Source organism: Actinomycetospora callitridis (assembly GCF_028737265.1).
In the GTDB taxonomy this organism is placed as follows: domain Bacteria; phylum Actinomycetota; class Actinomycetes; order Mycobacteriales; family Pseudonocardiaceae; genus Actinomycetospora; species Actinomycetospora callitridis.
Genome location: NZ_JAQZAK010000003.1, coordinates 452088 through 465938, shown reverse-complemented (window position 1 = coordinate 465938; position 13851 = coordinate 452088). Strand labels below are relative to the sequence as shown.

The 13851-nt window shown below is 73.6% G+C and carries 14 protein-coding genes; 6 read left to right on the top strand and 8 right to left on the bottom strand.

The features are described 5' to 3' along the window. The first annotated feature begins 21 nt into the window (after positions 1–21). Positions 22–1989, top strand: coding sequence for a 3-oxoacyl-[acyl-carrier-protein] synthase III C-terminal domain-containing protein (locus PH191_RS13615; RefSeq protein WP_274195132.1), 1968 nt, complete (start codon positions 22–24; stop codon positions 1987–1989). A gap of 19 nt (positions 1990–2008) precedes the next feature. Here PH191_RS13615 and PH191_RS13610 read toward each other — a convergent pair whose 3' ends face one another. Continuing rightward, positions 2009–2749, bottom strand: a complete 741-nt coding sequence (locus tag PH191_RS13610; protein ID WP_274195131.1) for an ANTAR domain-containing protein — start codon at positions 2747–2749, stop codon at positions 2009–2011. A 179-nt stretch (positions 2750–2928) separates the two neighbouring features. After that, positions 2929–3402, bottom strand: coding sequence for a hypothetical protein (locus tag PH191_RS13605; RefSeq protein ID WP_274195130.1), 474 nt, complete (start codon positions 3400–3402; stop codon positions 2929–2931). Between the two features lie 335 nt (positions 3403–3737). On the opposite strand from PH191_RS13605, the gene PH191_RS13600 reads away from it, so the two are divergent. Beyond that, the gene (locus PH191_RS13600) at positions 3738–5090 is read left to right on the top strand and encodes a cytochrome P450 (RefSeq protein WP_274195129.1); all 1353 of its coding nucleotides are present in this window, start codon (positions 3738–3740) and stop codon (positions 5088–5090) included. Then, a complete protein-coding gene (locus tag PH191_RS13595; RefSeq protein WP_274195128.1) occupies positions 5090–6256 on the top strand; it encodes an AI-2E family transporter in 1167 nt (388 codons plus the stop codon). Before PH191_RS13600 ends, PH191_RS13595 begins: the two co-directional genes overlap by 1 nt. Here the strand turns inward: PH191_RS13595 and PH191_RS13590 are convergent. The 5 genes from PH191_RS13590 to PH191_RS13570 all read right to left on the bottom strand — a co-directional run bounded on the left by PH191_RS13590 (position 6237) and on the right by PH191_RS13570 (position 10005). Beyond that, positions 6237–7049, bottom strand: coding sequence for an SGNH/GDSL hydrolase family protein (locus PH191_RS13590; RefSeq protein ID WP_274195127.1), 813 nt, complete (start codon positions 7047–7049; stop codon positions 6237–6239). The two genes, PH191_RS13595 and PH191_RS13590, sit on opposite strands and share 20 nt — an antisense overlap. A 99-nt stretch (positions 7050–7148) precedes the next feature. Next, on the bottom strand, positions 7149–8108 hold the full coding sequence (locus PH191_RS13585; RefSeq protein WP_274195126.1) for a TIGR03557 family F420-dependent LLM class oxidoreductase: 960 nt from the start codon (positions 8106–8108) through the stop codon (positions 7149–7151). Between the two features lie 117 nt (positions 8109–8225). Next, entirely contained in the window at positions 8226–8804 is a 579-nt protein-coding gene (locus PH191_RS13580) for a hemerythrin domain-containing protein (RefSeq protein WP_274195125.1), read from the bottom strand. A 46-nt stretch (positions 8805–8850) separates the two neighbouring features. Continuing rightward, positions 8851–9096, bottom strand: a complete 246-nt coding sequence (locus PH191_RS13575; protein ID WP_274195124.1) for a hypothetical protein — start codon at positions 9094–9096, stop codon at positions 8851–8853. A gap of 24 nt (positions 9097–9120) precedes the next feature. Next, positions 9121–10005 (bottom strand): manganese catalase, encoded by an 885-nt coding sequence (locus PH191_RS13570; RefSeq protein ID WP_274195297.1) that lies wholly within the window; start codon positions 10003–10005, stop codon positions 9121–9123. A gap of 592 nt (positions 10006–10597) precedes the next feature. Between PH191_RS13570 and PH191_RS13565 the strand changes: the two genes are divergently transcribed. Then, positions 10598–10918, top strand: coding sequence for an AfsR/SARP family transcriptional regulator (locus tag PH191_RS13565; RefSeq protein WP_274195123.1), 321 nt, complete (start codon positions 10598–10600; stop codon positions 10916–10918). A gap of 112 nt (positions 10919–11030) precedes the next feature. On the opposite strand, the gene PH191_RS13560 is transcribed toward PH191_RS13565, so the two are convergent. Further along, entirely contained in the window at positions 11031–12020 is a 990-nt protein-coding gene (locus PH191_RS13560) for a GlxA family transcriptional regulator (protein WP_274195122.1), read from the bottom strand. A 155-nt stretch (positions 12021–12175) separates the two neighbouring features. Here PH191_RS13560 and PH191_RS13555 point away from each other — a divergent pair, with 155 nt between their 5' ends. Continuing rightward, entirely contained in the window at positions 12176–13618 is a 1443-nt protein-coding gene (locus tag PH191_RS13555) for a DJ-1/PfpI family protein (protein WP_274195121.1), read from the top strand. A 73-nt stretch (positions 13619–13691) separates the two neighbouring features. Then, positions 13692–13850, top strand: coding sequence for a hypothetical protein (locus PH191_RS13550; protein WP_274195120.1), 159 nt, complete (start codon positions 13692–13694; stop codon positions 13848–13850). Position 13851: the final 1 nt, after the last annotated feature.

Sequence of the window (13851 nt, the reverse complement as noted above, 5' to 3'; positions counted from 1 at the left end):
CAGGACGCCGAAGGTGATGCCGTGAAGCCGTTCGTGATCAACCGCAGTGGTCGCCTCGTCTTCCCGGCCAACTTCTTCGGCGAGCTGGACTTCTCGGTCCTCGACACGCTCGAGCAGTTCACCGCCGTCATCGAGCGGGACTTCGAGGCGAAGGCCCCGACCGGGACCGACATCCTCCACCGGGTGGAGAGCGGCTCGTACCCGAGCCGCTTCGAGCTGCTGCGCGACCTCGGCCAGAACCTGTTCTGGGTCAACCGGTACTCGATGACGATGTTCGACAAGCGTCCGATGCGGTGGCGTGACGTGCCCCGGCACCGCGACGACGTCTTCCTCCCGGTGCTGACCCCGTGGGAGGACCGCGACCGCAAGGTCGCGGCGGTCGAGCGCGCGTACCACGAGCTCGCGCCGCGCTGGGCCGCCGACACCGAGGACCGGGTCTTCGCCCTGCTGTTCGACGTGTTCCGGCACAAGCTGCACCACGCCACCGAGCTCCCGGCGATCAAGCCGACCGTCGCCGAGTTCCTGGCGCAACCCGATGCCCTGACCTTCGTCATGCCCGACCACGATCCCGATCACCACCTCTTCCCGGTGGACGAGATCCTCGACGCCGACGAGGAGGTGCCCGAGCTCGAGGCCCTCATGCGCTGGGCGATGGTGCTGCACAACCTCTATCCGTGGGACGGCTCCCGGACGACGCTGCGTCACCCCGCCGACATCGGCCCCGACGACTTCGTCGTCACCTTCCACCCGCGCAACCGCGACGTGATGGCGTTCATCGACCGGGTCAAGCAGGCCCGCGACACGGGCCCCGCCGTCGCGGAGACGGCGAGTGTTCCGGTCGAGACCGTGTCGCCCCGGACGCCCTATCCGCCGGTGAGGGTGCGCGAAGCCTTCGCGGTGCGCCCCGCGCTGGAGGCCCTGGCCGTGGTCCGCGGTGAGCACGTCTGCGACAACGAGGACGTCATCCGCAACGCCAGCTTCTCGTGGTCGCCGATGAGCGCCGAGGAGATCGCCCGGAAGACCGGGATCCGCCGGCGGTGCTACACGTCACGCGAGCCGAACCACCTCGCGTTGGACGCGGCGCGGGCGGCCCTCGCGAAGTCCGGCCGGGCGCCCGACGAGATCGGCGCGGTCCTGGTCAGCACCTGCACCAGCAACCGCCAGATCCCCTCCATCGCCTGCTGGGTCTCCGGCGAGCTGGGGCTGGCGCAGACCCACACGTCGATGGACATGGTCGCGGCCTGCGCCGGGCTGCCCTACGGGCTCGCCGAGGCGGTCCGGCAGATCCAGGAGGTCCGGCGGCCCGTGCTGCTGGTCTGCGTCGAGAAGTTCTCCGACAAGATCGGGAGCGCGCGCACGTCGAGGATGATCTTCGGGGACGGGGCGGCGGCGATGGTCGTGGCCCCGGCCGCGGAGGGCGCTCCGGTCGACGTCGAGGTCCTGCAGACCTACGCGAGCGGGCCGGCGTCGGAGGTCAACTCGATCATCTGGCCGAACCCGGAGTTCGACAACGACATCACCGTCTACGGCCCCGAGGTCAAGTCGTTGGTGCAGCGCTACCTGGACCAGATGCTCGGCGAGCTCTCCGAGCAGACCGACCCCGACGACCCCGGCCGCAGCCTGCTGGAGAGCATCGAGCTCATCGTCCCGCACCAGGCCAACAAGACGATGATCCTCGACCTGGCGGCCAAGGCCGGGCTCTCGGCCGACCAGCTCTACTTCAACATCGAGTCGATGGGCAACGTGTCGGCCGCGAGCATCCCCATCGCCATCCACGACGCCGTGCGCGACGGCGCGATCGATCGCCCCTCGAGGATCTTCGCGCCCGGCTTCGGGGCCGGGGCCGTGGGTGGCTACGCGGTCCTCCGCATCGACCCCGCGATCGTGGCCGACGAGGTGGTGTCCGACTCCGGCGCGAGCGTGCCCATCGGTCCGGCACGCCGGACACCGACCACGACCGACGACGTCCGGGTGGCCTTCGGCGAGTAGCGGCGGCCGCGGCGTCCGGTCAGGAGGGGTCGTGCCCGGGGCGTGCGGCGGTCGTGCCGGCGCTCTCGGTGAGCCATTGCGCGACCGCGGTGAGCTTGAGGTTGGTGTCCTGGGAGGACTTGACCAGCATCCGGAACGCGTCGTCGTCGTCGACGCCGAAGCGCTCGGAGAGGATGCCCTTGGCCCGGCCGATGACGTCGCGGTTGTCGATCGCGCGTCTCAGGTGGTGCGCCTGGTGGGCGCCGTAGAGCAGCAGCCCCGCCTGGACGCCGAACAGGCCGGCGAGGACGCGGGAGCGGTCGTCGAAGGCGTTCGGGGTGGCCGAGTAGAGGTTGAGCGCCGCGCGGAGGTTGCCGTCGGTGGCCAGGTGCGTCGAGAGCAGCGCCCGGAACCCGGCCTCGACCGCCCTCGGCGCGAAGTTCGGCCAACGCTCGGCGTCGGCGCCGGCGAGGTCCTGGGCGAGGACGACGCCACTCTCGGGAGGGTCCTCGATCGCGCTGATGCAGGGCCCTTCCCCGAGCTCGCTCTGGGTGTGGTCGAGCTTGCCGATCAGCTCACTGGTGGGGTGGCGGGTCTCGATGCGGCCCTCCTCGGTCATGGAGAGGCTGCCGGCGTCCACGCCGGGAACGGTCGCGACGGCCGAGGCGACGATCTGGCTCAGCGTCTCCTCGAGGTCGCGGATGCTCTGACGCTCGGCCAGGTCGCGCGCCGCGGTGCGCAGGGCGACGACGATCTGGTCGTCGTCGTGTCCGGTGGTCATGATCATGCTCCTCGTCGACGAGGCACAGGGGCTGCTGTCCGCGACGCAGCGGTCGCTGTCCCGTCGCCGGCTCACGGCCGTGAGGTCGACCAGGGCCACACCGTACAACCGTCCGGCGTGGTGAGCGGGGCGGCGCGACCCGGCGCCGACGACGCGGGGAGGGTCGGCGTCCGGGACCGTCAGCGACCGGCCAGCGCGTCGTAGGTGAGGCCGGTGGCGGCGGCGTAGACCAGGTGGTGCCAGGCGTCGGTGGCGGCGGCCGAAGTCCCGTAGCGAGGGGTCGGCGACCCCAGACCGAGTGCGGGCATCATCACCTGCTCGGCACCCAGGACGGCGGCGAGGTGCAGCAGGGAGGCCAGGGGCCCGCGCTGCCCGACCAGGTCGAGAGCGCCCCGCCCGAGCCCCCAGGCGGTGCCGTAGCCCCAGTGCGCGAGGGTGTTGAGCCGTTGCTGTGCGGTGTCGTCGGCGGGTCGCACGCCGGTGACCTCGGCCACCGCCTGCGCGGGGGTGGAGCTCGCGCCGCGGTCGTTGATCTTCATCTCGACGGTGCTGGAGACCGTCATCGCCGCGGTGCCGGCCAGACCCGCGAGCAGGCCGCGACCGACGGCGAGGGCGACGCGGTCGGTGGGGCGGGCCGGTGGCTGACTACGCATGGATGTGCCGTCCTCTGGGTCCGGGGGTCCCGACGAGCCCCTGGGGTGGACCGCACACGGGAATGGTCCCGGGTCACCTCGGCGCAGGTGGGGCAAACCCGCGTGCACGCCGGTCGCCGCTCGATCACACATGCCCGGGCTCGGTAGGAGTGATTGCGCTCCAGCGGAAGGCGGTTCGTCATCCGACCTGCCGGCGCCCCTGCGCCGAGGGCAGGGATTACTGCGGCGTCGCCGTCGGGCACGTGAGGGCGACCGCGACGCCGGCCCGAGGGCCGGCGTCGGCCCTCCGGAGACAGCGCGACGTCTCCGGTGCCGTTCGGCAGGAGGACGAGCTGATGAATCAGGGAACCGGCGTCGCCGCGAGTGGACGGGCCTCGGTACCCGACACCCTGCGGACGGCGGCGAACGTGCTGTTGCCGACGGTGGCGCAGGGGGTGATCGCCCGCCGCCCCAAGGTGGTGGGTGCGTTCGACCGGCTCGACGCCGATCGCCGCGCCGTGGCGCACATGCAGCAGCTCGCCGAGCGCTACGGCCCGGGCCCGGTGCGGCTGAACGTGCCGGGCCGGTCGTTCGCGCTCGTGCTCGACCCCGAGCACGTGCACCGCATCCTGGAGGGGTCTCCGGAGCCCTTCGCCACCGCGAACCTCGAGAAGCGGGCGGCGCTGAACCACTTCCAGCCCGGTGGTGTGCTCATCTCGCACGGCCGGGAGCGCGCCGAGCGGCGCCGGTTCAACGAGGCCGTGCTCGACACCAGCCAGCCCGTGCACCGGATGGCCGACCGGATCGTGGCCACGGTCCGGGACGAGGCCGAGCAGCTGGCCGCGCAGGCGCAGGGCTCGGGACAGCTCGTGTGGGACGACTTCATCGTCGCGTGGTGGCGTGTGGTGCGCCGGGTCGTGCTCGGCGACGGAGCCCGGGACGACCACGAGACCACCGACCTCCTGAGCCGCCTGCGCGCGGAGGCCAACTGGTCCTACCTGCTGCCGCGTCGGTCCTCGGTGTACGACCGGTTCAAGGAGCGCCTGCGCACCCATCTCGAGCGCGCCGAGCCCGGCAGCCTCGCCGCGCTGATCGCCGAGACCCCCCAGGCCGCGCACACGGACCCCGTCGACCAGGTCCCGCAGTGGCTCTTCGCGTTCGACCCGGCGGGGATGGTGGCGATCCGGGCCCTGGCGCTGCTGGCGACGCACCCCGAGCCGGCCCGTGAGGTCCGCGAGGAGATCGACGGCGTCGACCTGTCGACCCCGCAGGAGTTGCGACGGACGCGGGCCGCGATGCTGGAGTCGGTGCGGCTGTGGCCGACCACTCCTGCGGTCCTGCGTGACTCCACGACCGAGACGACCTGGCCCACCGGGACCCTGCCCGCCGGCACCGGGTTCCTGATCTACGCGCCGTACTTCCACCGGGACGACCGCACGCTGGACTACGCCGACCGGTTCGCCCCGGAGGTGTGGCTCGACGAGCGCGGCCACGGCGACTGGCCGCTGATCCCCTTCAGCGAGGGGCCCGGCGTGTGCCCCGGCCAGAACCTGGTGCTGCTGACCACCAGCACCTTCCTGGCCTGCCTCCTGCGATCCCACGAGTTCCGCCTCCTCGGCCCGGACCGACTGGACCCGGCCCGTCCGCTGCCGGCCACCCTGAGTCCCTTCGACGTGCGGTTCGCGGTCTCCGATCGAGGGCGGCCGTGATGACCGGCCGCGATCAGGCGACCACGGCGCCCGACGGTGCGGCGCGGCGTGCGCACCACGACCTCATCGGGCAGCCGCACACTGAGGACGAGGGCCCGATCGCCCGCGCCGAGGCGACGGCCGACGGCCTGAGCAGCCGGGAGCACCCGCTGGGACGACTCGGGCCGCCGCTGGACCGGCGGTCGGCGTTCCTGCGGGGTGCCGCCGCAGCGTCCGGGGTGGTGCTGATCCTGGCGGCGTCCTGGCTCGTCTACCTGGCCCGCAGCGAGCTCGTCCTCATGGGGGTGGCCCTGTTCCTGGCCCTGGGCGCCGAGCCGGTGGTGTCGTGGTTGATCCGGCACGGGTGGCCGCGGTGGCTCGGTGTCACAGGCGTCGTGCTCGTGGGGCTGGCGGTCGCGATGGGCTTCGTCGTCCTCGTCGGGCCGGTGCTCGCCGCGCAGGCGGACCAGGCTCCGGCCTACCTCCAGGCCACGCAGGACCAGGGGACCCTGATCGGGCGGCTCAACGCACGCCTGGGTCTGCAGGAGTACCTCAGCAGCGGCCAGGTGTACTCGGTCGGACGCACCGTCTTCGGTGCGCTCGGGTCGGCCGTGGTCGTGATCGTGCTGGCGGTCTACCTCGTCGCCGACATGCCGCGCATCCGGCGCACTGCCTACCGCTTCGTCCCCGCGGCGCGGCGGCCGCGGGCGGTGCTGCTCGGCGACGCCATCGCCGAGCGGGTCGGGGGCTACGTCCTCGGCAACGTCCTGGTCTCCCTCGTCGCCGGCCTCAGCAGCCTCGCCGTGCTGCTCGCGCTCGGGGTGCCCTATCCCTTCCTGCTCGCGACCGTCGTCGCCGTGCTCGACCTGATCCCGGTCGCGGGGTCGGTGACCGCCGGCATCATCGCGAGCCTGGTGGCCTTCACGGTGTCGCCCGCGGTGGGATGGGCCGTCGTCGGCTTCTTCGTCCTCTACCGGTTCCTCGAGGACTACCTGATCTTCCCGGCCATCGTCGGCCGCGTGGTGAGGGTGCCGGCGCTGCTCACGCTGGTCGCGGTGCTGCTGGGAGGGGCGCTCTACGGCATCGTCGGTGTGCTGATCGCCATCCCGGTCGCCGCCACGGTCCACCTCCTGATCCACGAGATCGTGTTCCCGCGGCTGGACACCGTCAGCGATCCGGCACGCTGACCGCGACGTCCTCGGGGCCGGTGACGGTGCGCCAGGGCAGGAGGTGGGGGCGCTTCGCCGCCCGGCCGATCCCCGCGGGTCGCCCGCGCAGCCGCTCGCCGGCCCACGGCAGCAGGTGCTCGCGGGTGAAGGCCAGGTCGTCACGCCGCCGGGTGAGCCAGGGCCGCCCGTCGCGGTCCGGCCAGGGCGCCCGCCAGTCGCCGTCCACCGGCAGACCGAGCACCTCGCAGACCCGCAGCGCGACCCGCCGGTGGGCCTCGGGTGAGAGGTGCATCCGGTCGTCCACCCGGGCCAGGGGATGGCGCAGCACGCTCATCGACCAGAGGTCGACGAGGTGGGCGTCGTGGCGCTGGGCGATCGCGTGGAGGTGCTGGTTGTAGATCGCGATGGGCCCGCGCCGGTGGTGCAGGAGGCGCATGTCGCGCGGGTCGAAGCTGGTGAACACGACGACGTCGGCGCCCCCGGCGCGCAGGCGGGCGACCGCGGTCTCGAGACGGTCTGCGAGCCCGTCCGGATCGACGCGCGGCCGCAGGAAGTCGTTGCCGGCGGCGCAGACCGTGACGAGATCCGGCTCCATGTCCTCGGCCACGGGGACCTGCTCGTCGAGGATCTGGTCGAGGAGCAGCCCGCGCACGGCGAGGTTGGCGTAGCGCAGACCGGGACGGTGGCCCGCGAGCCGCTCGGCGAGCCGGTCGGCCCAGCCCCGCCACCCGGCCCCGGACGGATCGCCCAGACCCTCGGTGAAGCTGTCGCCGACGGCGACGTAGGTGCGCCAGTCCCTCGGACGTTCCATGAGCACCACCTGCAGCGGCGACGGCAGCGGCGCGCTCGGTGGTGAACGCCGTCGGAGGAACTACCCGCTCCGCCGGGCTGTGATCCACATGTCCCCGCGTCACCGTGCGCGCAGTGCCGGGAGCACCTCGTTCCGGTACGCGGCGAAGAAGTCGTCGTGGTCGGGCCCGATCTGCTGGACGTACACCTCGTCGTAGCCGGCGTCGGCGTAGGCGGCCAGCTGCCCGACGTGGGCGTCGACGTCCGGGCCGCAGGAGAACGTGGCGGCGGTCGCGTCCCGGTCGACGAGGCCGGTCGCGTCGGCGAAGTCCTGCGGGCGGGGCAGGGTCTGGGCGAGCTGACCCGGCAGGGCGTCGTTGGGCCAGAGCCGGTGGGCGGTGTCGATGCCCTCGTCGACGCTGCCGGCCCAGCAGACCTTGGTGCCGGCCTGCGCGGGCGCGGCGCCGCCGCCCGCGTCGCGGAACGTCTGCACCAGCGACGCGTCGGGGGAGACGCCGCAGTACCCGTCGCCGATCCGCCCGGCGAGCGTGGCGGCCTGCGGCCCGAAGCCCGAGACGTAGATCGGGACCGGCCGCTCGGGCACCGTGTACAGGCGAGCGTCCTCGACGCGGTAGTACCGCCCGCGGTGGTTGACCATGCCCCCGCCGTGCAGGGCACGGATCACCTCGACGGCCTCGGCGAGCATCTCCAGGCGCTCGGCGACCGGCGGCCACCGGTCGCCGAGGACGTGCTCGTTGAGTGCTTCCCCGCTGCCCACCCCGAGCACGAAGCGTCCCTCGGTCTGCACCGCGGCGGTGGCCGCGGCCTGCGCCACGATCGCGGGGTGGACGCGGATCGTCGGGCAGGTCACCGCGGTCGAGATCGGCAGCGTGGTGACCTGCGACAGGGCCCCGACCACCGACCACACGAACGGGCTCTGCCCCTGCTCGTCGAGCCACGGATGGAAGTGGTCGGAGATCCACAGGCGCTCGAAGCCGGCGGCCTCGGCGCGCCGCGCCTGGTCCACGAGCTCGTGCGGGCCGTACTGCTCGCACGACAGGAAGTAGCCGTAGGACGTCACGGAGGGCCCCCAGGTCGGGTGGTCGGGTCGTGCGGCCCGTGAGGTCGAGCGCCGGTCCCGGGGGGCCTACCCACCCGCACCCCCCGGGACCCGCGCCGCCGCGCCGTCCGGATCAGCTCACCGGCCGCGCCCGGTGAGCGCGTCGCGGAGTCGGTCCACCAGACCGGCTCCCGGGGCGAGCGCGGCCAGCGCGCCGCCCTCCGACGGCGAGGCGGGGTGCGGACGGGTCGGCGCGGTCTTCTCCGTCGACAGGATGCGGTCGCCGATCTGCTCGCGGTCCTCCTTCGCGACCGCCGCGGCGAGACGCGGGAAGAGGTACTGCTCCTCCTCGCCCACGTGCTGGGCGATGAGGTTGGTGAGGATGCGGTAGGTCATCCAGAAGTCCGCGCTCCGGGCCGGGAGGGCCTCGAGTCGCTTCATCGTGCGTTCGGCGGCGTCGTGCTCGGCGATCTCGCGCTCGGCGAGCGCGTCGCCGTCGTCGAGGACCTCCCGCACGAGCGGGTAGAGGTGCACCTCCTCGGCCACGGAGTGCTGCACCAGCCGGGTCACCACGCGCTGGGCGATGTCCTCGACCTCCGGGCCCGAGGCGCCGAAGCGGGCCTCGAGCTCGGCGAAGAGGCCCTCCACCTCGCGGTGCTCAGCGGCGAGGACGTCGATCAGGTCGGTCGACTGCCGGTTCTGGGACGCGGTGGTCATGGGACTCCCGTCGGTTCGTGGTGGGTCGTCGAGGCCGGCTGGGAGCTCAACCGTCGGGGGTGTACGCCACCGGCGCCGGCGGTGTGCGGTGCCGGCGCCGGTGGGCCAGGACGGCGAGCGGACGCACCGCCAGCGCCGCCGCCGCGAGGACGAGCTGGAGCGCCGTCGGGCCGGCGGCGGCGTGGACCACCATCCCGACGCCGATGAGGACGAGCCCCAGCGCCGCGCCACCGCCGGCGAGCACCTCGGCGCTCGGCACCGGCCACCGCCGCGAGCGCACGGGCCGGAGCACGTCTCCTCCTCGGGGGTCGGCCGGTCAGACGCCGCGGGACGCCGACGCGCCGTTCCGGGTGCCGTCGGGTCGCTGACCGTTCGGACCGCCCGGGACCGTGGCGTACAGGTACGGGTCGGCCGAGGGCGGCGTGGGCTCCCCGGCCAGCGGCTCCGGGCTGTCGACGTAGCTGAACGAGCCGCGCCCGTCGGGTCGCTCGCCGGAGGCCCAGCGCCCCTGCGAGGAGTCGCTGCCGGCCGAGAGGTTCCACAGCTGGCCGGAGTACTCGTCGAACTCCTCGTCGATGATCCCGGCCGGCACCGGGTCGTACTCGAGTCCCTCGTCCTTGAGCTCCTCGATCGCGGCGAGCCACTGGTTCTGGTGCATCGAGTCGCGGGCCAGGTTGAACTTGAGCATCTTCTTGACGCCGGGGTCGTCGGTCATGTTGTAGACGCGGGCCGCCTGGATCTTGCTCTGGCCCTCCGCCGCGGCGTTGACCCGGAAGTCGGCGAGAAGGTTGCCGCTGGCGACGATCCACTTGCCGCTCCAGGGCGTCCCCGCCGAGTCGGCGAGCACGGGCCCGCCGCCGGAGACGATGGAGTGCTGCGGGTTCTGGCCGCCGACGATCGCGGCGAGCATCGGGTTGTCCTCGCAGGCCCGGGCGGTCTGCTCGGCGGGCGCGCCCTCGAGCAGCTTCGCGATCATGTTCGAGATCATCTCGACGTGGGCCAGCTCCTCGGTCCCGGTGTCGAGCAGCAGGTCCTTGTACTTGCCGGGGATGCGGCAGTTCCAGCCCTGCATCAGGTACTGCATCGCCACCGTGAGCTCGCCCCAGTGTCCCCCCAGGAGCTCCTGGAGCTTCATCGCGAGCAGGGGGTCGGGGCGCTCGGGCGTGGACTCGAACTGCAGTCCCTTGTAGTGGAAGAACACGAGCACTCCTCGCGGACGGGAAGCGCCGGCGGTGCTGCCGACGACCCGACGGACCATGCCGAAGTGCCGTCCGCGCGCCGTGGCGTCGCGCGTGCCCCAGGGCATCACCCGCCGCGTCACCGTGTCGTCACGCGCTCGTCCCCGCTCCCGGTTGCCGGGACGTCCCCGCGCCCCCAGGCTGGGGGCAAGGGTTCAAGCGCGAGCCGCACCGTGGGCACCAACGGGCGGAGGCTCGGATGAATCCGACGGAGTTGACCGTGCTCGGACGGTTCTCGTGCCGGGTGGCAGGACGGCCGCAGCTGCTGTCGCCGCGGGGGGAGCGCCTGCTCGCCTACCTCGCGCTGCACCGGGTGGCGCTCCGCCGTGATCAGCTCACCGGCGCCCTGTGGGGGGACTCGAGCGAGGCCCGGGCGTCGTCCAACCTGCGCTCCACCCTCTGGCGCCTGCCACGGTCCGACGCGGGTCCGCTGGTCCGGGCCGAGGGCGGGCGCATCGGGCTCGCCGAGCACGTCGTCGTCGACCTCTGGCGTGTGGAGACGGGCGAGGCGGAGGGGCGGGAGCTCGACCTGCTCGCGGGCGACCTGCTCCCGGGGTGGGACGACCCGTGGGGTTCTTCGAGCGCGAGCGCTACCGGCAGCTGCGCCTGCACGCCCTCGAGGACATGTGCGCCCGGCGCCGCGACCAGTCGCGCTACGCCGACGCGCTGCGGCTCGGTCTGCTCGCCGTGCAGAGCGAGCCCCTGCGGGAGACCGCGCACCGACAGGTCATGCAGGTCCACCTCGCCGAGGGCAACGCCGGCGAGGCCCTGCGCCAGTACGACGGCTTCCGACGCCTGCTCCAGGCCGAGCTCGGGCTGCCGCCGTCCTCGGCGATGCGCAGTCTCGTCGACGACGTCCGCCACAGCGGGCCCTGAGCGGCGGGAGCGGTCGGCACGGGCCGGCTCGTCATCAGGAATCCGCATCGCCTCGGTGAGGGTCCGGATACTGCCTTCTCGTCCGACGCCGCGACCAGCCATTGGGACCGCCTCACGGCGACGGGACCGGACGCCGTCCGTGCGACGACGCGTGCGCCGACCGGAAGCGTGACGGTGACGTCGCGAACTTCGCCACGAACGCCTGCCGCAGCGACTCGCCCGAGGCGAACCCGCACCGCCGCGCGACCGCGCTCGTCGGCTCGTCGGTCTCGACCAGCAGGTGCGACGCCGCCTCCAGGCGCGCGTCGCGCACGAAGCGGGCCGGTGTACGGCCCACGTGCTCGCCGAAGAGCCGCGCCAGGTGGCGCTCGCTGACACCGACGAGACCCGCCAGCCGGGTGGCGGCGAGGTCGTCCTCGAGGTGGGTGACCACGTGGTCGCACACCTGCCGCACGATCGCGTGCTCCGGGCGCGGCGAGGTGGTGAACATGCTCATCTGGGCCTGGTTGCCGGGCCTCTGGAGGTAGCTCACCGTTCCGAGCGCCACCTGCCGGGCGAGCTCCGGTCCGTGGTCCTCCTCGATGAACGCCAGGGTGAGGTCGAGGGCGGCGGTCACCCCGCCCGACGTGGCCAGGGGTCCGTCCCGCACGTAGATCGGGCCGGCGTCGACGCGGACCCGCGGGAACCGGGCCGCCAGCCGCTCCGCGTAGAACCAGTGCGTCGTGGCCCGACGCCCGTCGAGCAGGCCCGCTGCGGCGAGCAGGGTCGCCCCGGTACAGACCGAGGCGACACGGCGGGAGAGCCCTGCCAGACGACGGACCTGGCCGACCAGCCGGTGGTCGCCGGCGGCGTCCTCGTGGCCCAGCCCACCGGAGACGACCAGCGTGTCGATCGGACCGTCGAGGGTGTCGAGGCGTTCCTGGGCCCGCAGCTCGAGCCCCGAGTCGCTGTGGATCGCCCGGCCGACCGACGTCGCCAGCGCGACCCGGTACGCGGGGTCGGCGCCGAGGCGGTTGGCGTGGTCGAAGCCGGTGGTCACACACGCGAGGTCGACCAGCTCGATCCGGTCGTACCCGACGACGACCACCCGCCGATCCGTCATGCGCCCCACCGTAGGGCCGACGTCCCGGTGTCCGGGCGACACGAATCCCAGGATTGCGGACGTCTCCGCCGCCGCGGCCTCGCCCGACCGCCCGGCCCCGCCGACGATCGCCGCCAACGCGCACACGTGGCGTGCTCGGCAGGAGGGGTCGGAGGATGGGCGCTGGGAAGGGGACGACGCCGGAGCCGGCCGGGGGTGGCCACGCGGATCACGGGCGGGCGCGCCGGTCGGTGCGGGTGGCCGCCCTGGGGCTGGTGCTGCTGCTGGCGGTCGCCGTGGTTCCGGCGGCCGTGCTGGCCGTGGGCTCGGCCGGGTTCGACCGCAGCCGGTACGCGCCGCGCCCGTCGTCCGGGCCCGTCCCCGCGTCGACGACGGGCGCCGCACGCCCCCCGCACGACCCGGGGAAGCCGACGGCGGTGGTGCTCGTCGGCAACCACGGGGCGAACGTGGCCGATGCGCTGGTGCCTTTCGACATCCTGGCCACGACGGGGGCCTTCAACGTCTACACGGTGGCGCCGGAGCGTCGCCCGGTGCCGCTGCTCGGGGGCCTCGACCTCGTGCCCGACCTCAGCATCGCCGAGCTCTCCGCGATGCTCGGCGGGGCGGCCCCGGACGTCACGGTCGTGCCCGAGATGCCTGACACCGACCCCGGCACCGGTGCCGACGATGCGCCGGTGACGGGGTGGCTGCGGAACGTCGCGGGCGAGGGCCTGGTGCTGGGCGTGTGCACGGGCGCCCGCCTGGTCGCCGAGGCGGGCCTGGTCGACGGGCGCCCGGCCACCTCGCACTGGTACCGGCTCGCCGGGCTCGAGGAGGACCACCCGTCGGTGCGCTGGCAGCGCGGCCTGCGCTACGTCGACGACGGCGACGTCGTCACGACCGGGGGCCTGCTCTCGTCGGTCGACGGGACGCTGCGGGTCGTCGAGCGACTGGCAGGGCCCGCGACCGCCGCCGCGGCCGCGGCCGACGTCGGGTGGCAGCACTACTCGCCGGGGGTCCCGGCGACGCTCCCGCCGAACGCGGTGACGCCGACCAACGGCGCCGTCCACGTGCTGAACCTGGGCTTCCGGTCCGGCACGACGACCATGGGCGTCCTGCTCGCCAACGGCGTCGGTGAGCTCGAGCTGGCCTCGGCGTTCGACCCCTACGCCGAGGGCAAGGTCGCGCGCACCCTCTCGCTCGCGGCCGACCCACGGGGCGTCCGGTCGCGTCACGGCCTGGTGTTCGTCCCACGCGCGGGCCTCGACGCCGTCAGCGGCACCGACCGTCTCCTCGTGCCCGGCTCCGGCGGCGGCGCGGAGGTGACTGCGGCCCTCACCGCCGCGGACTCCGTCGGCATCCCCACCGCGCGCCTGCATCCCCGGGCCGGCTTCGCGTTCGACGGGGCCCTGCAGGACATGGCGCTCGCGACGGACGTACCCACGGCTCGGTGGACGGCGAAGATCCTGGAGTACCCGGCCGAGGACCTCCGGGTCACCGGTCGGTCCTGGCCCTGGGGTCCGACGCTCGGCGCGCTCGCACTGGGCCTCGCCGGTCTGGCCGTGGCCCTCGTCGCGATCGTCCTCGTCCGTCGGCGCCGCGCCTCTCGAGCGGGATGATGTCGCACTCCACCGTCACCGGCCCGCACCGAGAACGTTGTCCCTGCACGTGCCCCTCGAGCCCAGGAGCGTCATGGTCCTCTCCGGCCTTGCCCTGAAAGTCCTCGGCCCTGCCGTGAAGTTCGTCGCGTTGGCCGTGGCCCCGGTCGTCGGCGTCCTCGTGTGGGGGGCGGTCGAGAACGGGTTGGACAAGAGGAAGGACGAGAACAAGGACGACGCCACGAGTCGGTAGG